General features: G+C 58.7%; 14 protein-coding genes. 1 reads left to right on the top strand and 13 read right to left on the bottom strand.

Features of this window, described 5'->3' with window-relative positions; all coding sequences use genetic code 11:
- Positions 1-28: 28 nt before the first annotated feature.
- From JHC09_RS04270 to JHC09_RS04215, 12 genes are all read right to left on the bottom strand, one after another.
- Positions 29-790 carry an EAL domain-containing protein gene (locus JHC09_RS04270; protein ID WP_199530945.1) on the bottom strand — a complete coding sequence of 254 codons (762 nt, stop codon included), beginning with the start codon at positions 788-790 and terminating at the stop codon, positions 29-31.
- Between the two features lie 348 nt (positions 791-1,138).
- Positions 1,139-1,459, bottom strand: coding sequence for a 2Fe-2S iron-sulfur cluster-binding protein (locus tag JHC09_RS04265; RefSeq protein ID WP_169195225.1), 321 nt, complete (start codon positions 1,457-1,459; stop codon positions 1,139-1,141).
- Between the two features lie 95 nt (positions 1,460-1,554).
- Positions 1,555-2,580, bottom strand: coding sequence for an NAD(P)/FAD-dependent oxidoreductase (locus JHC09_RS04260; RefSeq protein WP_169195224.1), 1,026 nt, complete (start codon positions 2,578-2,580; stop codon positions 1,555-1,557).
- Positions 2,581-2,731: 151 nt separating this feature from the next.
- Entirely contained in the window at positions 2,732-4,006 is a 1,275-nt protein-coding gene (locus tag JHC09_RS04255) for a phosphoadenylyl-sulfate reductase (RefSeq protein WP_199530944.1), read from the bottom strand.
- A 71-nt stretch (positions 4,007-4,077) separates the two neighbouring features.
- Positions 4,078-5,730, bottom strand: a complete 1,653-nt coding sequence (locus tag JHC09_RS04250; RefSeq protein ID WP_199530943.1) for a nitrite/sulfite reductase — start codon at positions 5,728-5,730, stop codon at positions 4,078-4,080.
- Positions 5,714-6,040: a DUF2849 domain-containing protein gene (locus JHC09_RS04245; RefSeq protein ID WP_210338099.1), complete on the bottom strand. Its 327-nt coding sequence runs from the start codon at positions 6,038-6,040 to the stop codon at positions 5,714-5,716. The genes JHC09_RS04250 and JHC09_RS04245 overlap by 17 nt, the downstream gene beginning before the upstream one ends.
- Before the next feature lie 2 nt (positions 6,041-6,042).
- Positions 6,043-7,437 (bottom strand): siroheme synthase CysG, encoded by a 1,395-nt coding sequence (cysG, locus tag JHC09_RS04240; protein WP_199530941.1) that lies wholly within the window; start codon positions 7,435-7,437, stop codon positions 6,043-6,045.
- A gap of 425 nt (positions 7,438-7,862) precedes the next feature.
- Positions 7,863-8,183, bottom strand: a complete 321-nt coding sequence (locus JHC09_RS04235; RefSeq protein WP_169195219.1) for a 2Fe-2S iron-sulfur cluster-binding protein — start codon at positions 8,181-8,183, stop codon at positions 7,863-7,865.
- A 19-nt stretch (positions 8,184-8,202) separates the two neighbouring features.
- Positions 8,203-9,372, bottom strand: coding sequence for an SAM-dependent methyltransferase (locus tag JHC09_RS04230; RefSeq protein ID WP_199530940.1), 1,170 nt, complete (start codon positions 9,370-9,372; stop codon positions 8,203-8,205).
- Entirely contained in the window at positions 9,369-10,970 is a 1,602-nt protein-coding gene (locus tag JHC09_RS04225; protein WP_199530939.1) for a peptide chain release factor 3, read from the bottom strand. Before JHC09_RS04225 ends, JHC09_RS04230 begins: the two co-directional genes overlap by 4 nt.
- A 124-nt stretch (positions 10,971-11,094) precedes the next feature.
- Positions 11,095-11,514, bottom strand: a complete 420-nt coding sequence (locus JHC09_RS04220; RefSeq protein ID WP_199530938.1) for a GFA family protein — start codon at positions 11,512-11,514, stop codon at positions 11,095-11,097.
- 24 nt (positions 11,515-11,538) lie between these two features.
- The gene (locus JHC09_RS04215) at positions 11,539-11,925 is read right to left on the bottom strand and encodes an Hpt domain-containing protein (RefSeq protein WP_199530937.1); all 387 of its coding nucleotides are present in this window, start codon (positions 11,923-11,925) and stop codon (positions 11,539-11,541) included.
- A gap of 347 nt (positions 11,926-12,272) precedes the next feature.
- On the opposite strand from JHC09_RS04215, the gene JHC09_RS04210 reads away from it, so the two are divergent.
- A complete protein-coding gene (locus tag JHC09_RS04210) occupies positions 12,273-18,368 on the top strand; it encodes a hypothetical protein (RefSeq protein WP_199530936.1) in 6,096 nt (2,031 codons plus the stop codon).
- 698 nt (positions 18,369-19,066) lie between these two features.
- Here the strand turns inward: JHC09_RS04210 and JHC09_RS04205 are convergent.
- Positions 19,067-20,257: an MFS transporter gene (locus JHC09_RS04205; protein WP_199530935.1), complete on the bottom strand. Its 1,191-nt coding sequence runs from the start codon at positions 20,255-20,257 to the stop codon at positions 19,067-19,069.
- Between the last annotated feature and the right edge of the window lie 16 nt (positions 20,258-20,273).

Here is a 20,273-nt window from a genome sequence, read left to right as displayed (position 1 = left end):
CAGCTGGAGGGGGTGGGCGGGCTGGCCGTTAGGCAGCGAGGCGGATATCGCCAATGGCTTGAAATTGCTCGACCTGTGGCCGAGCGAAATAATAGCCTTGGAAGAGCGAAATACCGGCCTGACGGAGCGCGTGGAGTTCGCCCTCAGTCTCAACGCCTTCGGCCAATACCATCACGCCCAACTGCTGAGCCATGGTGACAATAGCGCTGATGATATGCTGGCGCGCCAACGACGTATCAATGCCGCGGAGCAGTTCCATATCGATCTTGATGAGGTCTGGCTGGAATTTGGCGAGAAGGCCGAGCCCGGCATAGCCGGCACCAAAATCATCAAGCGCGGTCAGAAACCCCATGCGCTTATACTCGGCCACGATGTTGGCGACGTGTGAGGCATCTGCCATGCGTTCGTTCTCGGTGAACTCAAACATCAGGCGATGCGGGTTGAACTCTGTGCGTGCGGCAGCGGCCAAGGTCGCGCGGATGCAGGCGCGTGGCTCATAAACCGCGTTGGGCATGAAGTTAATCGAAAGACGAGCTGTCGACGATGCTGGCAAATGCTGGCCTGCCAGCTCAATGGCTTTAACGCGACACGCCTGGTCGAAGACATAACGGTTCGCTTCCGTGACGACGGCGAGCACCGTACCGGCACCCTGCCCTTCGGCACCCCGAACCAGTGCCTCATAGCCCCAGATTTCTCCGGCACTCACATCGACGATTGGTTGAAACGCCATGGTGAAGGCAATCGGAAACGGTTCCGCATCTTTGCAGCCTCGGCATGAAACGGCACTCATCGACTAGCCTATGTGGTCAGAAAGAAATACGCCGCGTTCCTAAGGCAGGAGAGCTTAAAGCATCGACAACGGAGCATGCTGGAGGCGAAGGTTGGTGTGGGATATGGGTGCTGAGAAGTCCATCCCTGCTTCACCCTCGGCATCCCCGAGTATCCAGACTGTGCAAGCGACGCGATGGACTGCCGGGATAAGCCCCGCATGATGATGGGGGGGATGGCACAGACCCCCACCCGGCCTCCCCCTGGTAGGGGGAGGAGCCAGATCGAGTCCTACGGGACATATTATCAACAGGCGCTGTCGTCCCTCCCCCTATCAGGGCGAGGTTAGGTGGGGGTGATAAAAACCCACTCAGTCCTTAGCTGCGCTTGGGGCGAGGGTCAGTTTGAGACCATCTAGGTCGTCTGAACAGAGGATCTGGCACGAGAGACGCGAGTTCGATTTCACGTCGCCGACCGTGTCCAGCATATCTTCTTCGTCGTCATTGGCAGCGCCAACGGCGTCCAGCCATTCCGGATCAACATAGACATGGCACGTCGCGCAGGCGCAGGCGCCGCCGCATTCAGCCTTAATGTTCAGGCCCCAATCGCGGATCACTTCCATCACGCGCCAGCCTTCCAAGCCCTCAAGCTCGTGAACTTCGCCAGCCTGATCAGTTACAGTGATCTTCATTCAGTCGCTCCTCAACAGCGCGATGGGGATAAAGCCGAAAGGGCGTAGAAGCAAGTCCTACGCCCTCGCCGCAAACAGTGTGTTGGGCGCGAGCCTTATGCGACGCCGAGCTTCTTCTGCAGCTTGGTCGAGCTGGTGGTGTATTGGAAAACAACGCGTTCGCCGGGAGAGATAACGGCCTTAGCGGCTTGCGCCATCAGGGCCGCTTCGTGGAAGCCCGAGAGGATCAGCTTGAGCTTGCCTGGGTACCAGTTGATGTCGCCAATGGCGAAAATGCCGGGAACCGAAGTCTGGAACTTTTCAGTGTCCACGACGATGGTGTTGTCATTGAGTTCAAGACCCCAATCAGCAACTGGACCAAGCTTCATGGTCAGGCCAAAGAACGGCAGCAAGCGCGTTGCTGGGATCGAGAGATCGCCCGCATCGGTTGCGAGGTGAACGTGGTTGAGCTGACCGTTTTCGCCTTCAAGCTTGGCGATTTGGCCGAGCTGGAAGTTGACCTTACCTTCAGCAACCAGTTCCTTCATCTTGTTGACCGAAGCGGGAGCTGCCTTAAAGGCGTCGCGGCGGTGAACAAGGGTGATGGTGCGCGCAACGGATTCGAGAGCCAGGGTCCAGTCGAGAGCGCTATCGCCACCGCCGACGATGACAACGTCCTGACCACGGAAATCTTCCATTTTGCGCACAGCGTAGAAGACGGATTTGTTTTCGAACTGCTCAATGTCAGCAACAGGCGGACGCTTTGGCTGGAACGAACCACCGCCAGCAGCGATGACCACAACCTTGGTGTTGAACACTTCGTCCGCGTCAGTGGTGAGCTTGAACGAGCCGTCTTCCTGCTTCTCGATGGAGTTGACCATGCGCGAGAAGTGGAACTCTGGCGAGAATGGCGCGATCTGCGCCATGAGATTGTCGGTCAGCTGCTGCCCTGTGACGACCGGGAAGCCCGGAATGTCATAGATCGGCTTTTCAGGGTAAAGTTCTGCGCACTGGCCGCCGGCACGATCGAGAATGTCGATGAAGTGGCATTTGATGTCGAGAAGCCCGAGCTCAAAGGCAGCGAACAGCCCGCATGGGCCCGCGCCAATTACAACAACATCGGTGGTGATCTCAGTGGTCATCTCTCACGTCCAATCGAAACCAGAGCCCAGTGGACTCTGGATATAAGGTCCCATCGGGGCCAAGTGCCCCGCACTGAATGAATGGGAACAGCCGCTGTCACCAGCGCCCCCGTTTTGCCTCGTCAAAGGCGATACGCGCGCTCCACTTAACTCACGACGCGCGTCGAAGGAAGGGGCGCGTGCCCGCAGGCACTTCCGTCAATCCAACTGGCTGATAAAACAACGCCATCTCTGGCAGTCGTTTTTCGATCAGCGCTTGGCGCGACGGCTCATGGCTGACCACGAGCGCGGTGAAGCCACAACGATACATATGCGGAATCTGATCCTGCAGAACATCGCCTACAGCTCTGATTTCACCGACATATTTGAGCCTTTCCGCCAACAAACGCGCGGTCGAATAGCCGCGACCATCGGTATAGGCTGGAAACGAGATCGCAATGGAGGCAAAGCGCGCGAGATCATCTTCCACGGCTTCGATTTTGTCGCCGGGGGCTATAAGAAGTCCGAGCGGATGCGGATTGGCAAGATAGTCGCCGCGGTGCGTGAGGAAGTGGGCAAGCGGGACGTGCACATAGCGCGCCTCCGAAGGCGAGACATCCTCTGAAAAAGCGGTGAAGGGATCGGCGATAAAAGCGCCATCCTTCCAGAGCGTGTGACGAGCAGCGGCGGTCATAGCGGGGGCAATCGCTCCGTTGAAATCATAATGGATACCGCATTCTTTCTTGTTTTTGCCGCGCCAACGGCCAGCACGCGGGTCTTCGCCCTCTGCCACCGCCGACGTGCATGGCGCGCAGCCGATGGACTTAAAGCCCTTGGCGTAAAGCGGATGCTCGGGGAGCTTGTGCTCATTGCGATAGGCGATGACGTCTTCGTCGGTAAAATAAGCGAGCGGATTGACCTTGATGCGATCATCAGCGGTCAATTCAAAATGCGGAAGAACGCCGCGCTCTCTGGTCTGGTGGCGCTTACGCCCCGTCACCCAGCCGCCAAATTGTAGCGTGATCGGTTCGAGCGGTTCGGTCTTGCGAATATGGCAGCAGCTATCCGGGTCCGACTGCCAGAGCGTGCCATCAGGATCAAATCGCGTGATGTCTTTGGGATCGGGATGGATCGCGCGGACATTGGAGAGGCCGAGCGTGCGCTTGAGCGTTTCGACGTATTCGAGCGTCTCGGCGAAATGCTTGCCGGTTTCAAGAAAATAGACCGGCATGGACGGATCGACTTGCGCCACCATATGCAGCAGCACAGCAGAGTCCGCACCAAAGCTTGAGACAATGGCGAGATCGTCGGGCAGGACATCGCTGACGGCATAACGCAACACACCAACGGCATCCATTTCGTCGAACATGCCATTGAGGGCGAGGATGCCAAGCGCGCGAAGCTTTTCATTGGCGACGGGAACGGGGGCGAGTTTAGGCATTGCCATAAGAAGAGGCCCCCTCACCCGTCTCTGCGCGCCGACCGCTCCCCCAAAGGGAGAGGTATAGAGAAGTAAGATCAGCCATAGAGCGCCTCCTTGAAGGGGGCTTCGCCTAGGCGGCGATAGGCTGCGAGGAAGGTTTCTTCTTCGCCCTGACGCTGGCTGATGTAGAAATCTACGAGCTTCTCAATGGCGTTTGGCACCTCTTCGGCCTCAAAGCCGGGCCCGATGATCTTGCCCACAGACGCGCTTTCGGTGGCGTCGCCGCCGAGGGTAATCTGATAGAGCTCGCCGCCCTTCTTTTCGACGCCCAAGAGACCGATGTGACCAACGTGGTGGTGACCACAAGCGTTAATGCAGCCCGATATCTTGATCTTGAGGTCGCCGATTTCCTTCTGGCGTACCGGATCAGCAAATTTGCGCGAGATTTCCTGTGCGATCGGGATCGAGCGTGCATTGGCAAGCGCGCAGAAATCGAGGCCCGGGCAGCAGATCATGTCGGTGATGAGGTTGTTATTACCCTCAGCCAAATCATGGGCGACGAGCACATCAAACACCGCGCGCAGATCGGCAATGGCGACATGCGGGAGCACGAGGTTCTGCTCGTGAGTGACGCGCAGCTCATCATAGGAATAGCGTTCGGCGAGATCCGCCACCACATCCATCTGCGCATCGGTGGCATCGCCCGGCGCGCCGCCTACTGGCTTGAGCGAGATCGTCACCGAGGCATAGCCCGACTGTACGTGCGGATGCAGATTATTGTCGAGCCAACGGCCATAGGCCGGATCGATGATCGACTGATAGGCGATGTCGATACTGTCGCCCGAACGGTCGGCAAACGCAGGCGGGGCGAAATAGGCAGAGATACGATCAACCTCTTCCTGCGGAAGGGTGAGAACGCCACCACGCACTTCGGCGAACTCGGCCTCGACCTGCCCCTTAATGCTTTCCAGCCCTTCTTCGTGGACGAGGATCTTGATGCGGGCTTTGTACTTGTTATCGCGGCGGCCATAGCGGTTATACACCCGCATGATGCTTTCGAGATAAGCCAGCAAATGCTCGTTTGGAACGAAGCTGTTGAGGAGCTTGGCGATCATCGGCGTGCGACCGAGGCCGCCACCAACCCAAACTTCCCAGCCGATCTCACCCGCGCCGTTGACGGCAGCCTGAAGGCCAATGTCATGGAAACGAATGGCGGCGCGATCATTGGGCGAGCCGGTGATGGCGATTTTGAATTTGCGTGGGAGGTATGAGAACTCCGGGTGGAGGCTCGACCACTGGCGCAGGATTTCAGCAATCGGGCGCGGGTCGATGATTTCATCGGCGGCAGCGCCAGCGAACTGGTCCGTCGTGACGTTGCGAATGCAATTGCCCGAGGTTTGAATGGCGTGCATCTCAACGCTCGCCAGCTCTTCCAATACCGCGGGGATATCGCTCAGCTTTGGCCAATTGTATTGAATGTTCTGGCGCGTGGTAAAATGGCCATAGCCCCGGTCATATGTGCGGGCGATATGAGCCAGTTTCCGCATCTGGCGCGAACTGAGCGTGCCATAAGGCACGGCCACACGCAGCATATAGGCGTGCAGCTGCAGGTAGAGCCCGTTCATCAGACGAAGCGGACGGAACTGGTCTTCGCTCAGCTCGCCGGAAAGACGACGCTTCACCTGATCAGCAAATTGCGCAGTGCGGCCTGCAACGAAAGCCGCGTCAAATTCATCGTATCGATACATGCCCGTCTTCACCCAAGTGCTGGCGTTCGTATGCCTGCCCGTTCAAAGAGAGGGGAGCGGTGGGGCCCGCCGCCCTGATGCGTTCGCGCAGACGCTTGGGCACAATCACCCCAGCGACCTGCTCAACTTCTTCAATTTCGAGACTGACCACGCGGCCTGTGGCCTTGCTGGCTGCCAGCGCCTCATCGCGAGCAACGGCCTCGTCCTTAGCGTAAAGGCGCGCGGACTGAAGGTCCTCCACCCAAACGCCATGTCCGTCGAGATAAACAGCGGCGCCCGAGATCAGCTCGTTGCCGGTTAGAATTTCCATAGTCACGCTACCTTAAAACTCTCAGCAGCGGCCGAGGCCGCTTGCGCCCAATCACCGTGGGCGACAGCCCGTCCAATCAGAATGACGGCGGGTCCATCGACAAATTCGACTGCGCCCGCAGCCAAGGCACCCAGCGTGCCCGAATAGAATGTCCGATCCGCCCTGCCCGCATTGACGACAATGCCGACAGGAAGATCAAAACCTGCCCCATGCGAAACCAGTCGCGCGGCCGTTTCGGCGGCGATGGCTTTGCCCATGTAAAGCGCGACAGTCAGCCCCGACTGCGCCAACGCCGCCCAATGGTTCAAATCTGTGTCGTCCGCACCGTGAGCCGTCGCAACGACAAAGCCCGTCGACACGCCACGCAGAGTAACTGGCGTTGCCGTATCTGCGGCAGCGGCAAGAGCCGCACTGACGCCAGGCACGATATCGTAAGCAATGCCGGCTTTGCGCAGAGCCGCGATCTCTTCGCCCGCGCGCCCAAAAATCATCGGGTCGCCGGACTTGAGCCGGGCGACCTTTTTGCCCTCGGATGCGAGACGCACGATGAGGGTATTGATCTGAGCCTGACTGAAGGAATGGTGTCCCCGCGCCTTGCCAACGCAAATCTGTTCAGCATCACGGCGGCCCATCTCCACCACGGCTGCGGGGACGAGCTGATCGTGAACAATCACATCAGCGGATTGAAGCAAGCGCTGCGCGCGCAGGGTAAGGAGGTCTTCAGAACCCGGGCCCGCGCCGATCAACCAGACGACGCCTTCGCTGCGGCCAGCATTCGCGTGTTGCTGAAGGAGATCATTGGCTGCGGCATCACCTGTCCCCGCTTCGACAGCACGAGCGACGGCGGGTGAACTGACAAGCTCTTCGTAATACCGACGACGCTTCGGCCCCTCGTGGATCAGGCTCTCGACCGCGTGGCGCATCTTTCCCGCAAGGCCAGAGATCTTGCCGACGCTGGGCGACAGCATGGCTTCGATTTGCGCGCGCACGAGACGCGCGAGAACTGGAGCATCGCCCTCAGTGGAGATCGCCACGGTCAGTGGCGCACGATCCACGATTGAGGGCGTATAGAAATCACATTCGGCTGGAACGTCGACCACATTAAGCGGAATGCCGAGGCGACGTGCTGTCGCTTTCGCCAACTCTGCCGCGTCACTTTTTTCTGCGACGAATACGAGGCTGGCGCCGACAACGTCGTCTGCAGTGATCGCGCGGGGGATGATGGCCACAGGAAAGGCGGAGAAGTCAGTTTCGACAGTCTGGGAGTAAATCTCTACCGAAGCTGTCGTCTTACTAACCAACCGGACCTTATTAAGGGCTTCATCGTTACCGCCGACGATGATGATGCGCTTACCCTTGACCTTAAAACTCAACGGAAATGTGTTGAGACTGCCCATTTGGTTTCCAAACAATAGATGCTGGAACCTAATCTAATTTCATCAAGCGCAACAATGGCTTGAAATTCGATAGCTTTTATTTTCCTCTTCAGACGCGTGACTTGGAAAGAGCATCACCATGCAGGCCACTTCTCGCCAAATAAATCTTTCCCGGATCGCCAGAGAGAATTTTTTGCTGACGAGCGGCGCAAGTTTTGGTCGAGCAATTTGCGTATAGCGACACGTTTGGAGAGAAATATTCTCCGAATTGCACGGTCCGCGTCAGGCCGGATAATTCTGCAAGTCAGAAGATGACGGGCGGTGAGTGGTGTGCGGTCCGTTGCGACGGCTGACGCGGAGAGAGGAACGCTTCTGCGTGAAAGCAGAATGGCCAACAAAAAAGGGACCGCATTGCTGCGGCCCCTTCAAACTTGAAAATCAAACCCTCAGCCCTGGCGGCTCGGTACGTGAACGACAAGACCATCGAGCTCGCCACGCACCTTGATCTGGCATGACAAGCGGCTTTCGTCACGAACGTCGAAGGCGAAGTCGAGCATGTCTTCTTCCATCGACGATGGACCACCGACCGTGTCGCGCCATGCAGCGTCGATATAAACGTGGCAAGTCGCGCAAGTGCACGCACCACCGCATTCGGCGACGATGCCCGGAACAGCGTTCATGATCGCCGTTTCCATGACGGTGGAGCCGTTTTCGCCAACAGTTTCGATACGTTCACCCTGAGCGGTGACATAGGTAATCTTGGTCATTAAGGGGCCTTCCAGACGATCAAAGACCCATAAGGCCTTCGAGGTAATGCTTTTCTATCCCAAACATAGCCTTGACTGAAGCAATCCGGTCAAGCGCGGCTTCGCGAGACATCGCCTGTCCCTTTTGCGCGACGATGAGATTGTTCTTGGGCGTATGTGCATCAGATATGAATTCGAACACCTTGGTGCGATAGCCGTGCACTTCAAGAATGAGTGCGCGTAGACCGTCCGTCACCATCTCGGCCTGCTTTTCAAGGAACGTGCCGTGGCGCAGCAGGAAGTCGAGGCGTTCATCGGCTTGCCCCTGCTCCATCGAGCGACGGATCTGCTTATGGCAGCACGGCGCAACCGCAATCAGGCTCGCGCCTGATGTAATGCCCTTAAAGATTGCGTCGTCGGTGGCTGTATCGCAGGCGTGGAGCGCGATTATGGCATCAGCGCCGCTCGTGTCGAAATCAAGGATCATGCCGGACGCGAAGCTGAGGCTCGCAAAGCCAGACTTTGCGGCCAGGACATTGCCGCTCTCGACCAAGGCGGGACGCATCTCTACGCCCACAATTTTGGCCTTCAAACCTTCGCGCTTGAAATAGTCGGCCAAGGCGAAATCCAGATAGCCCTTGCCCGCGCCCATATCCATGATGACCGGCTCGGTTGCGCCAATCTGCTGAATCAGCGGCGCAAAGATCTCGACCATCTTGTTGATCTGGCGGAACTTGTCTTGGGACGCCGAAAGAACCTTGCCATCAGCACCAGTAATGCCGAGTTCCTTGAGCCAAACAGAAGACGTGTCTGCCAGTGGCCGGTTCTTCGCCCGGTCGTGCGTAGCGGGGGCAGCTTCTCTGCCCTTCACGTCGCGACGCTTGAGGCGAACGTCGTCCTTTTGGCGCTCGAGGCTGAGATCGAACGCAACTGTTTCAAGCTTGGCGCTGCGATAGTCGTTCGCCAGACCCGCCGACAAAAACGCTTCAGCTTCTGCCAAAGCGAGGTTTTTGGTGATGTCGCGTGTTTTGTAGCGATATACCAAGCTCAAACGCTCGCCGGCCTTGATGACAACCTTGCGGGCTTCTACCGATTTCAATTCGGCTTCGGCACCGTGGTAGCCAGCAAGCTTCAGTTTCAGCAGCGTACCGTCCGCGAATGTGTCGCGAACAGCAGCTACAAACTCAGCGATGCGGTCGGACGCGCTCAATGCCGTTCCTTCGTGGTGAGGAAGCGGATCTTGGGCCAGTCCTGCTTCGCGCGGTCAGCCCACCAGGCGTTCTGAGCGAGGAAGACAGGGGATTCAGCGCGATCTTCGGCCATGTTGACCTTCTGCGCAGCAATGAAGCGCTTGAGTTCATCAGCGTCATCACATTCGACCCAACGGGCAACTTCATAGCCCATGGATTCAAAGGTGATCGGCACGTTGTATTCCTTGGCAACGCGCGACGCCAAAACTTCAAGCTGCAGCTGACCAACGACGCCCACGATCCAATCCGCGCCCACCATGCGGCGGAAGACCTGCGTGACGCCTTCTTCGGACAGGTCCGAGAGAGCCTTAGCCATCTGCTTGGTCTTCATCGCGTCGGTCAAACGAACGCGACGGATGATTTCCGGCGCAAAGTTGGGGATGCCGGTGACGTTGATATTCGCGCCTTCGGTGAGCGTATCACCTACGGACAAAGTGCCGTGGTTTGGGATACCGACGATATCGCCCGCAACGGCTTCTTCAGCCAGTTCACGGTTGTTACCAAAGAAGAACATCGGGTTCGACACGGCCATATCTTTGCCGGTGCGGACGTTTTTGAGACGCATGCCGCGCTCGAAAGTGCCCGAGCACAGGCGCACGAAAGCAATACGGTCGCGATGGTTCGCGTCCATATTCGCCTGCACCTTGAAAACAAACCCGGTGACCTTCTTGTCGGCAGGGTCGATTGGCGCGGGCAATGCTGGTTGTGGGCGCGGTTCAGGGCCCCACTCACCGAGGGTCCGCAGCAGTTCAGCAACGGAAACACCCTTGAGCGCCGAGCCGAACAGCACTGGGCTCAAATGGCCAGCGTGGAAGGTTTCGAGATCAAACTCTGGCAGCATGGCTTGCGCCATTTCCAAAGTTTCAAGGGCCGTCATGAAGACTGGATTGTTCGCCAATGCTTCGACGTCCAGCAGATCTTCGAGGCTTTCGAACTCGACGATGGTCTTGCCCTTAGGATCAACAACGCGCTTTTCGATCAGATCGATATAGCCGGTGAAATCCACGCCCTGCCCGATTGGCCAGAGCACAGGCGTCAAATCCAGCGCCAGCTTGCCTTGAATTTCGTCGATCAGTTCAAGCGGGGCATGACCTTCGCGGTCCACCTTATTGATGAAGGTGATGATCGGAATGTCGCGCAGACGGCAGACTTCAAACAGTTTGAGCGTCTGGCTTTCGATACCCTTGGCGGCGTCGATGACCATGATGGCCGCGTCAACGGCGGTCAGCGTGCGGTAGGTGTCTTCCGAGAAGTCCGAGTGGCCCGGCGTATCGAGCAGGTTGAGCGTCAGCCCGTCATAGTCAAAGGTCATCACCGAGGAGGTGATGGAAATGCCGCGCTGCTGCTCCATTTCCATCCAGTCCGAGCGCGTGGCGCGCACGCCCGACTTGCCGCGAACAAGGCCGGCAGACTGAATTGCGCCTGCTGCTGCCAGCAGGCGTTCGGTGAGGGTCGTCTTACCGGCGTCAGGGTGCGAGATGATCGCAAAGGTACGGCGAAGACGGAACGGTTCGTTGGTGGGCCGGGCTGGTGCCGCGGCAGCGGTGGCAATGGTCATCGATACTGCTGAATGTGTTGGCGCTGGCAGAAAGAGCCGAGCGACCCGGCCTTACATATGGGTGCGCTGTATAGTTTGACAGAGGTGTTTGGTCAAACGGACGCAGTGTCTCGCCTGTTCCAATTCATTCTGGAACAAACTTGAGCGTACCGATCTGGCGCAGGGCAAACCCGTCAGAGGTGTGGTGCACCCCATCCATGAGCGGCACATCATGAAAATCGTAAGGGCTAATGCCCTCAAGACAGGCGACGTTCACGCCATATTGCCCGGCAACGGAGCGGCGAACGTGGAAGGTATAGATGCCACAAACCGAGCAGAAGTAGTGCTTGGCCGTGTTGGTATTGAATTGATAGAGCGTGAGCTTGTCTTCGCCCTCTGTGATGGTGATCCCGCCGGGATCAGCCGACACCGCCACGGCCCCACGCATGCGGCAGAACGAGCAAGTGCAGCGCCGTGCCGTGCGCAAACCGTCCGTCAGCTTTACCGTGAATTGAACTGCACCGCAGTGACAGGCCCCTTTTGTTGTCGCAACATCGAGATCCATCACCGCGCCTCCTAGGTTCTCGGCTTACTCTGCTTCGCTCAGAATATCAGCGATTGTTGCCCGCACTTCTTCTACCGCCATGCCCAAATCATCGAGCTGTTCGGTGGTGAGCGGGCGCATGCCCTGCAAATCGCGTTCAAGCTGGCGCGCGAGTTCAGTCACTTCAAACGCACCCACCCCTGCAGAGGCTCCCTTGATCGCATGCAAATTCATGGCCATGCCGTCGTAGTCCGCCGCCAGACGCAGGCGTTCGTAATAGGTTTTGATGGTCGTATCAAAGAGACGCAAAATTTCGAGTTCTAGGTTGGGATCACCCAGGCACTGCTTGGCCAAATGAGCGCGATCAATGGGACGCTTCGGCAGCGCTTCATTGTTCTCTAGCTCGTTCTCGTTGACTGCCCACTGAGCCATAGTCGCACTCCTAGAACCGATCGAAATCGGCAAATACCCTGTGAACAACTTACGCAACGCCCATGAACAGGGAATTAAGCCACAGCTTTGCCTTGCTCAAACGATCAAAAGGTTAACGTTTTTCACTCAAAAATTAACCTTTGAGCAAGAAAGCGGTGGGTTTGCTTAAAATTGAATGTAAGTATGCGCTTTAACCAGCGCGCGGCGGCGAGGGTTTGGGGGACAATCTGGGGCATTTGCATCGCATTGTCCCGTTGTGGCGTTCAGCTTGCTAAGGGCTTGAACGCGATAACAACTCCCAAAATCCGCCGTATTGCTGCAGTGCCGACGCGAGAGTTGTAAAGAGTATGGCGAAGAACACGACACCCCAGAACGATCCGGCCGCACTGGCTTTTTCGGCCGTCGAGGATGCGCTTAAGGATTCGGTGTTCGATTTCGAAGAAGGCGCCGAGCCTACTTCGGAAAAGAAGCCTACGGCCCCAGCCCGTTCGGAACGTTTGCGCGCCGCCGATAAAATCGCGCAGCAAGCTGGCGTTGTCGCCAACGACGACCGCATCTCAACTTCCAAGCTTCTCTATAGCTTGCAGAGTCGTTCTTCAAACACTCCGACCTATCTCGCTCTCGGTCTCTCCCTCGTTTGGCTGCTCGCTTGTGGCACCGCTGCCTGGCTGCGTTTCGCGCCGCAGATGTCCAACTTCGGCCAGTTCATGGGATCGGTCGAATTCGTAGCACTGCTGGCCATCGTTGTTCTGCCGATCGTGGGTTTCTTCGCCGTAGCCACGCTCTTCCGTCGTGCAGCAGACCTTCGCAACGCTGCATCCTCCATCACCCAAGCCGCGATGCGCTTGGCCGAACCAGAAATTACTGCCGCCGATAAGGTCGCTTCGGTTGGCCAGGCCGTTCGACGCGAAGTCAACGCGCTTGGCGATGGTCTTGAACGTGCGCTCTCGCGTGCTGGCGAACTCGAAGTGATGATTCACAACGAAGTCACCGCCCTCGAACGCACCTATTCTGACAACGAATCGCGCATGCGTGCGCTGATTGCCGAACTCGCCAGCCAGCGCGAAAGCGTGCTGACCAACACCGAACGTGTCCGCGAAGCCATCACCGAAAGCCATACCGGTCTGGTCTTCGATCTCGACATGATCAGCCAGCGCATTTCGGGCTCTATCGTCGATAGCGGCGGCAACCTCACCCGCGCGCTGGAAACAGCGGGCAACACGCTTAACACTGGCTTCAACGACCATGCGGACCAGTTCGTCCACCTACTCGAAAACCGCACGACGGATTTCCTCGGCGCACTGAACGACAGCTCGCGTCGCCTTGAGAGTGGGTTCGACGAAAAAACCGCAGAGATGGCCAAGGCTCTCGATGCGCGTGCGCTCAACCTCAATTCTGGCGTTGAAGACCGTATCGCCCTGCTCAGCCAAGCACTGGACGCTCATCAGCAGTCTATCTCTGCGACGATCGACGCGCGCACTCAGCACATCGCCGAACGTGCTGACGTGCTCACCGGTGCTTTTGAAGACCGCACAAAGAATATTGCCGGCCTGATCGAAGCACGCACCACCAACCTTGCCTCTGAACTTGATCTGCGCACAGAAGCGCTGTCGAACCTGCTCACCGATGGTGGCAGCTCGCTGCTCGAACAGCTGCGTATACGTGGCGAAGAAGTCAGCGCCGCCCTCGCCGCTATTGGCGCACAGGTGTCGGGCGATATTTCCGGTCGTTCCACCGAAGCCGAACTGCTTCTGGCAACGCTGTCGCGTCAGCTCGATGAATCGGTCTCAATCCAGCTCAATGCCCTCGATAGCCGCCTGCAGTCGGCCATTATTGAAATTAACGGCGCACTCGATGATACCTCGGAGCGCGCGCGCCTGACCGTTTCGTCGGCTGGTCGCGATTCCTTGCAGGACTTCGACAACCGCCTCACCGAAATCACCGGCGCTCTCGACGACAAGCTCAAGGCACTGGACGATGTTATTGGCGAGCGTGGCGAACAGCTTGTTGCGCGCTTGGGCGAACAGGGCACCAATTTTGCTGCGCGTGCAAACGTGCTGGAAATGGCCCTCAACGCAGAGTCCGGCCGTTTCAACGACATCGTTTCGGAACGCACACGCGAACTGAGCGAAACCCTTGGTGCCAAGACACAGTTTGTTGCTGACAACTTGACCAAGCGCGCAGAAGCGATCGCCGATGTACTCGACGGCCAGGCGACGCTGATTGCCGATACGCTTGACGCTCGCACTGGTCAGCTCAATGAGATGCTGATCAACCGTGCTACCGAAGTTGGTCAGACCATTAAGGCTCAGACCGACGAACTCGGCGAAGTCCTCGCGAACCGCACCGTCGAAGTCAGCGAAGCCATTCACCTTCGTTCGCAGGAACTGGGCGAGACTATCGTCACGAGCACCCAGGCGTTCGATCAAGCTATTGCCGGTCGTACCCAACGTCTCTCCGACACCTTGGAGAACCAGACCCGTCAGCTCGACGAAACTCTCACTATTCATACGCAGGGCCTCGACGAAACGCTCACAGCGCGTAGCGAGTACCTCAATAATGCTCTGGGCACGCACGCGTCGTCCATCGACCAGAGCCTAGCCGTTCGCTCCGCAGAAATTGCGTCGACACTGACTGTCCGCGCAGCTGAAATCGACCAGAACCTGGCAGCGCGCTCGAGCGAAATCGCGTCGAACCTAACAGAACGCGGCTCTATGCTTGATCTCAATCTTGCAGCGCGTGCGGCTGAAATTGCTTCCACTCTGGCCGAACGCAATGCTGAGCTTGATCAGAACCTTGCGCTCCGTTCTGCCGAAATCGCAGCTACCTTGGCTGAGCGCGGCTCCGAACTCGATCAGAGCTTTGCAACACGCTCGGCAGAGCTCACTTCGACCCTGTCGGCGCGTAGCCAGACACTCGAACAGAATCTCGCCCATCGTGCAGCGGAGATTGCGGCAAGCCTGGCCACCCACGCCGGCGACATCGATCAGAACATGGCTCTGCGCTCGACAGAGCTCTACAACACCCTTGCCGCTCGCGCTTCGGAGTTGAACGAAACCTTCTCCGGCCGCGCCGACGAATTCTCCACCACCATTTCCTCGCGCACGCAGGAACTGGCGGCAACATTGGCCGACAGCACGCAGAACCTATCGCAGGCCTTCGATGGTCGTGCCGACGAGCTGGCAAGCACCATTTCGGCGCGCACCCAGGAACTGGCGGCCACTCTGGCCGACAGCACGCAGAACCTATCGCAGGCCTTCGATGGCCGTGCCGACGAGTTGGCAAGCACCATTTCGGCGCGCACCCAGGAACTGGCGGCAACACTCACCGAGCGCACCGACAACCTCTCGCAGGCCTTCGATGGTCGCGCCGAAGCCCTTGCCGACACGATCACCGCGCGCTCGCAAGACCTCAGCGCCACACTGTCGGAACGCACCAACGCGCTCTCGCTCGAATTCGAAACCCGCACCCGCGACCTCGCTGGTCAAATCGACGAGCGCACCGGCACTCTGGTGTCGAACCTCGACGAACGCACCTACGAGCTGGCCAACGCAGTTCACACGCGTACCCTGCAACTCAACGAAGCTCTCGGCACCCGTACCCAGTCGCTCTCCGACACGCTCGCAACCCACACAGCCTCGATTGGCGAAACCATCGGCCTGCATACCGCAGAGCTGGCGTCGACCCTTGATCAGCATGGTGCAAATGCCCGTGGCAGCATTGAAAATGCTCTGCGTCAGGCAACCGACACCATGTCGGAACGTCTCGAAGAAATGTCGCAGACGGTCACCACTAAGGTCACAGAAGTCAACAATGGTCTCGAAAGCGGCCTCGATGCTGCCATCGTTCGCATCGCCGACGCAGAACGCGGCGTAGCAGCGAGCATCGAAAGCGCCAGCATCACTGTCGGCGAAAGCGCCCGTCAGGCGGCTGAGCTCATCGAACACGGTGTTAACTCCGCCCGTCAGGCCATCTCTGACATGGTCGATGAGCGCCTTGGCACCCTGCCGGAGGCAATCACGGCGCGTGCAGACATTACCGCAGAACGCCTGGCCGCCCTCAACGCGACCATCAGCACCTCGATCACCCAGTCCATGGCGGACCTCGAAGCGGGCGCTGACCGTATCGAAGAAACCATCGCGACCCGCATCACTGCGGCGGCTCACGCGATTTCGGACAATGTCGAGAACACAGCGACCCGCATGGACTCCGCTGTGCGCTCTGCACTCGACCAGATCCGTCTGGCCGCAACCAATATCGATCAACTGGTAAGCGTGAAGGCAGTGGACGCTGCCGAAGCAATCGAAACTCGCCTCACCGACATCAATCGCTCGGTGGAAGTGCACACTTCGACCTTCGCGCAGTTGGTCACCGAAAAGACCGGCCTGCTGCACAACGCTTTGGCGAACCACGGCAATATCCTACGTGATGCTCTCACTGAGAACAGCACACAGGCTGAGCAGCTGATGGCAAACTCGACAGGTCGCATCCTGAGCGACGTGAGCACTGCCCTCAACAAGCTCAACGACTCCAATCTCCTGCTGCAGCGCGTCCTCGACGCTTCGACTGCAAATCTGGCGAGCCTCGAAACCAGCGTGGCGCAGCAGACCGCGAACTACTCCAGCACCATGCGCGAAGCCATGGGCCAGACCGAACAGGCTGGCACGATGGTTGCCCAGCACGTTGGCGCCCTCCAGACGACAATTCAGTCGATGGTCCAAGAGTTTGGCTCGATCCTCGGCCGTCTCGACCACGAGGCCGTTGGCCTCAACATGGCCGCGCACGCCCTCGACAGCTCGAGCACCACTGCACTGGAAAATCTCGAACAGCGCCGCGAGGCAATGGACTCCCTCGCGCAAAGCTTCGCGTCGCGTGCGGACGACATCGACGGCCGTATGCGCGTTTTTGCACAGAGCATTGCCGATACCGTCAACGACACGGAACGCCGCCTGATCGGTGCGCGCCGCGCCATGGACGAAGCCCTCAACGCGACCACACACACGGTCACCGACGTGCTGGCGAACACCACCCAGACCCTCACAGAGGCTCTGGAACAGAACAGCGAAAACGTCGCCAACGCGCTCTACACCACCAACGAACGCTTCACTTCGACCCTTAACAGCAATGTTTCGCAGGTTGATCAGGCCGTTCAGCGCGCCGCCGATGCAGCAGCAAATGTTCTGCACCAGACCCAGAGCCAAGTGCGTCTGGCGCTGTCCGAACAGGCCAACCAGGTCAACGCTGCTCTCGACGAAAATGCCAACAAAGTCAGCGATGTACTCTCTACCACTGCTGGCAGCGTAACCGACGTTCTGACCACGACCACCAGCTCGCTCGCCGACACAATTTCGGATTCGACCGCTTCGGTTCGCAACGCGATTTCGACCAATGCTGGCCAGCTGCGCCGTGCTCTGGACGAAACCACTGGCGACGTGACCGGCAAGCTTGGAGAGTTCCATTCGGTCGCCGATACCGAAAGCCGCCGTGCAAGCGAAGTTCTTCAGGAAGCGCAGCAGCGCATGATGGTTGAGATGCAGCGCGCAATCGATGAAGCCACCCAGCGCTTCAACGAAACCGCTCGTGCAATGCGCGAAACTGCCCGCGAAGTGGGTGGCGAACTGGAAGCGACCCGCGCCGAATTGGCTCGCAGTGTCAACGATCTACCGGAAGAAACCCGCGCCAGCGCCGCCGCAATGCGCCGCGTCGTGGCCGAGCAGATCGAAGCGCTCAGCGAACTCAACGCCATCGTCCGCTCGCAGCCAGCCAGCCACGACGTCGCTGAGCGCCGCGCGCCAAACCGCCCTGCCCCACGCCAGCCAGAAGCACCTAGCTTTACGCAGCGTCAGCCAGAACCTGCCCGCGAAGTCTACCGTCCGGAACCGGCTCAGGCGACCTTGGTTGACCCGATCCGTACCCAGCCGGTCGAGCCGCAGCCAGCACCAGCACGCGTTGCACCGCGTCCGCAGCCACAGCCACAAGCGACTCTGCCAACTGCGGCAGAAGTTGCTGCGGCCGCTGTTGCCGAAGCCGGTCCTCCACGGGACGGCGGTTGGCTCCGCGACGTGCTGCGTAACGCCTCGGCCAAGCAGGCCGGTGGCATTGCCCCACAGGGCCTTTCGGGCCTGACCGAAGAGATCGCCCGTGCGATTGATGAGAATGCACTGGCGGAAGCTTGGGCACGCTATCAGTCTGGTGAATCGAATGTTTTCACCCGCCGCATCTATTCGCTGACCGGCCAGGGCACCTATGACGAAGTGCGCCGGCGCATCCAGCGCGAGCCAGACTTCGCGCGCACAGCACAGGCCTATATGACCGAGTTTGAAGCGCTGCTGAAGCGTGCCGCCTCGGGCAATAACCCAGCTGCCGAAACCCGCGAGTATCTGCTTTCGGATCGCGGCAAGGTTTACACGACTCTCGCTCACGCCAGCGGTCGCCTCGCGTAAAACAACACATGATCGAGATGAAAAAGCCCCGGAGAGATCCGGGGCTTTTTTTGGCACATCTGTGGCCCGGTGCTGGCACTTTTGGGCGTCAGGCGTGGCGCGGGCGTGGCTTTTTGGGGCCACGGCGGAGTGGCAACGTGTTGGCGATGCAGAGCAATTGGTGGTTTTTGGGGGGCGGAGGCGCGACTGTCCTATGGGCAGGCAGAAGCACTATCTCTGGGAGGAGAATACAAGATCTGGGGAGTGCGGGGTTAAGTGAAGGGGCCGGACCAAGAGGCTGATGGAAGGCCCCCTCACCCGCCCCAAGAGGGGCGACCTCTCCCCCAAAGGGAGAGGTGAAGGAGGATAGTGTAGTTACAGTCTGCGCGCGCAGTGACCCTTGGATTCAAGTCGACCTTTCAGCACTTGCTCGCTGATCTCAAAGTGCAACGTCCTCGGGTCAAGCCCGAGGATGACGGCTGGTGGGGTGGTTGTTTCACTGATGCGAAGGTAGGCCCCCTCACCCGACGCTGCGCGTCGACCAAGCCTTTCGAGCGTAGCTCTCACGGCCGTGTCCGCGAAGGGAGAGGTACAGAAGCAGCTGCGTGGAAGTTTGGGAAGCAGTAAGGGATTTTACGAATGCCCCCTCACCCGCCCCAAGTGGGGCGACCTCTCCCTTAGGGGAGAGGGAAAAAGAGGTGGGGCGAGTTAAAAGTGGCTCAGAGGGATTTTGGGGGTTTGAGTTTGAGCGAAATCAGAACGCAGATCACCGCTAGAGCGCAGGCGAGGACTGAGTAGAAGAACGCGAAACTACCGAGTGGCTGCATGAGAGCGCCGAAGACGATCAGACCCACCATCGCGGCGGCTTGCGTCAGCATGTTGGAAAAGCCCTGCGCTTCAGCAGCGTTCTCTTCGCGGGTCCAATTGGCGATGAAGTGGACCATGCCAAAATAGCCCAGACCAAAACTCAAGGCGTGCAAGCACTGCGCGACATAGAGCAGCCAAACAGGTGGGCTGAAGGCCATGATGGCGAAGCGCACGAGCCCAGCAATCGCCGACACCATGATCATATTGCGCGCCGTGAACCGGCCGCCAAATTTGCGCCAGCCAAACATCAGGGCCGCTTCTGCTGCCGCCGATACGGCGAGCAAGGGCCCGATGTGATAGCTGCCAATACCGTTCTCGTGCCAGAGCAGCGAGGCAAAGCCACCCATGATCGCATTGCCCCCGTTGACGAGAGCAAAGGCGACAAGTGGCAGAACAAACCAAAGCTTGAGCGAGTCTTTGAGGCGGCTGGGTGCGTTCTGATCAGCGGTGACGGCGGCAACAGTGAGCTGCGGCTCTGGGGCGCGAAAACGCGGGAGCAGGAATGCCAGAAGCGCACGCGCGACGACCACAGCGACATAGAGATAGACGAAGGCTTCTGCGCCCCAAGTGCTCAGAGCAGACCCCATGATAATGGCAGAAGCGACATAGCCAACTGTCGCCCAAGCGCGAATGACACCGAAGTCTGTGCCGTTGCGCCGGGTCATGCGCACAGTGGCAGCATCAATCACCGGGGGAACGAGGCCGTTGCTTGAGGCGCACAGGGCCCAGACGAACAAGATGCCCCAGAATTCCGATACGTAGAAGAGCGGCAAGGCAACCAAAGCCGAGACGATGGATAGACCGATCAGCGCCGTCCGCCAGTCATCGGCCTTATCAGCAATGCGTCCAACGACAACGTTGAGGATGAGCAGCAACAGGGTCGGCAAGGCATTGATAAAGCCAATTTGCTCAGCCTGAATGCCGTTCTCAAAGAGCCAGATGCCTAAGAAGACAGAAGCAACGCCACCGGGAAAATAGACGGTGAACTGATAGATTGTCGCGCGCAGCTCGGGAGTATCCCAGCGCGAAGCCAACGACTGCATGAAACTTGAACTCCGG

It is taken from the genome of Devosia sp. MC532 (assembly GCF_016461625.1).
GTDB lineage: Bacteria > Pseudomonadota > Alphaproteobacteria > Rhizobiales > Devosiaceae > Devosia.
The sequence above is the reverse complement of the archived record's forward strand: the minus strand, read 5'-3'. Positions and strand labels throughout refer to the sequence as shown.

What these genes read in the sequence shown, in the direction of transcription:
- JHC09_RS04235 (WP_169195219.1), bottom strand. Translation starts at nt 8,183, where the DNA reads ATGACCAAGATTACCTATGTCACCGCTCAGGGTGAACGTATCGAAACT.
- JHC09_RS04260 (WP_169195224.1), bottom strand. Translation starts at nt 2,580, where the DNA reads ATGACCACTGAGATCACCACCGATGTTGTTGTAATTGGCGCGGGCCCA.
- JHC09_RS04245 (WP_210338099.1), bottom strand. Translation starts at nt 6,040, where the DNA reads ATGGAAATTCTAACCGGCAACGAGCTGATCTCGGGCGCCGCTGTTTAT.
- cysG (WP_199530941.1), bottom strand. Translation starts at nt 7,437, where the DNA reads ATGGGCAGTCTCAACACATTTCCGTTGAGTTTTAAGGTCAAGGGTAAG.
- JHC09_RS04205 (WP_199530935.1), bottom strand. Translation starts at nt 20,257, where the DNA reads ATGCAGTCGTTGGCTTCGCGCTGGGATACTCCCGAGCTGCGCGCGACA.
- JHC09_RS04220 (WP_199530938.1), bottom strand. Translation starts at nt 11,514, where the DNA reads ATGGATCTCGATGTTGCGACAACAAAAGGGGCCTGTCACTGCGGTGCA.
- JHC09_RS04210 (WP_199530936.1), top strand. Translation starts at nt 12,273, where the DNA reads ATGGCGAAGAACACGACACCCCAGAACGATCCGGCCGCACTGGCTTTT.
- JHC09_RS04270 (WP_199530945.1), bottom strand. Translation starts at nt 790, where the DNA reads ATGAGTGCCGTTTCATGCCGAGGCTGCAAAGATGCGGAACCGTTTCCG.
- JHC09_RS04225 (WP_199530939.1), bottom strand. Translation starts at nt 10,970, where the DNA reads ATGACCATTGCCACCGCTGCCGCGGCACCAGCCCGGCCCACCAACGAA.
- JHC09_RS04215 (WP_199530937.1), bottom strand. Translation starts at nt 11,925, where the DNA reads ATGGCTCAGTGGGCAGTCAACGAGAACGAGCTAGAGAACAATGAAGCG.
- JHC09_RS04265 (WP_169195225.1), bottom strand. Translation starts at nt 1,459, where the DNA reads ATGAAGATCACTGTAACTGATCAGGCTGGCGAAGTTCACGAGCTTGAG.
- JHC09_RS04255 (WP_199530944.1), bottom strand. Translation starts at nt 4,006, where the DNA reads ATGGCAATGCCTAAACTCGCCCCCGTTCCCGTCGCCAATGAAAAGCTT.
- JHC09_RS04250 (WP_199530943.1), bottom strand. Translation starts at nt 5,730, where the DNA reads ATGTATCGATACGATGAATTTGACGCGGCTTTCGTTGCAGGCCGCACT.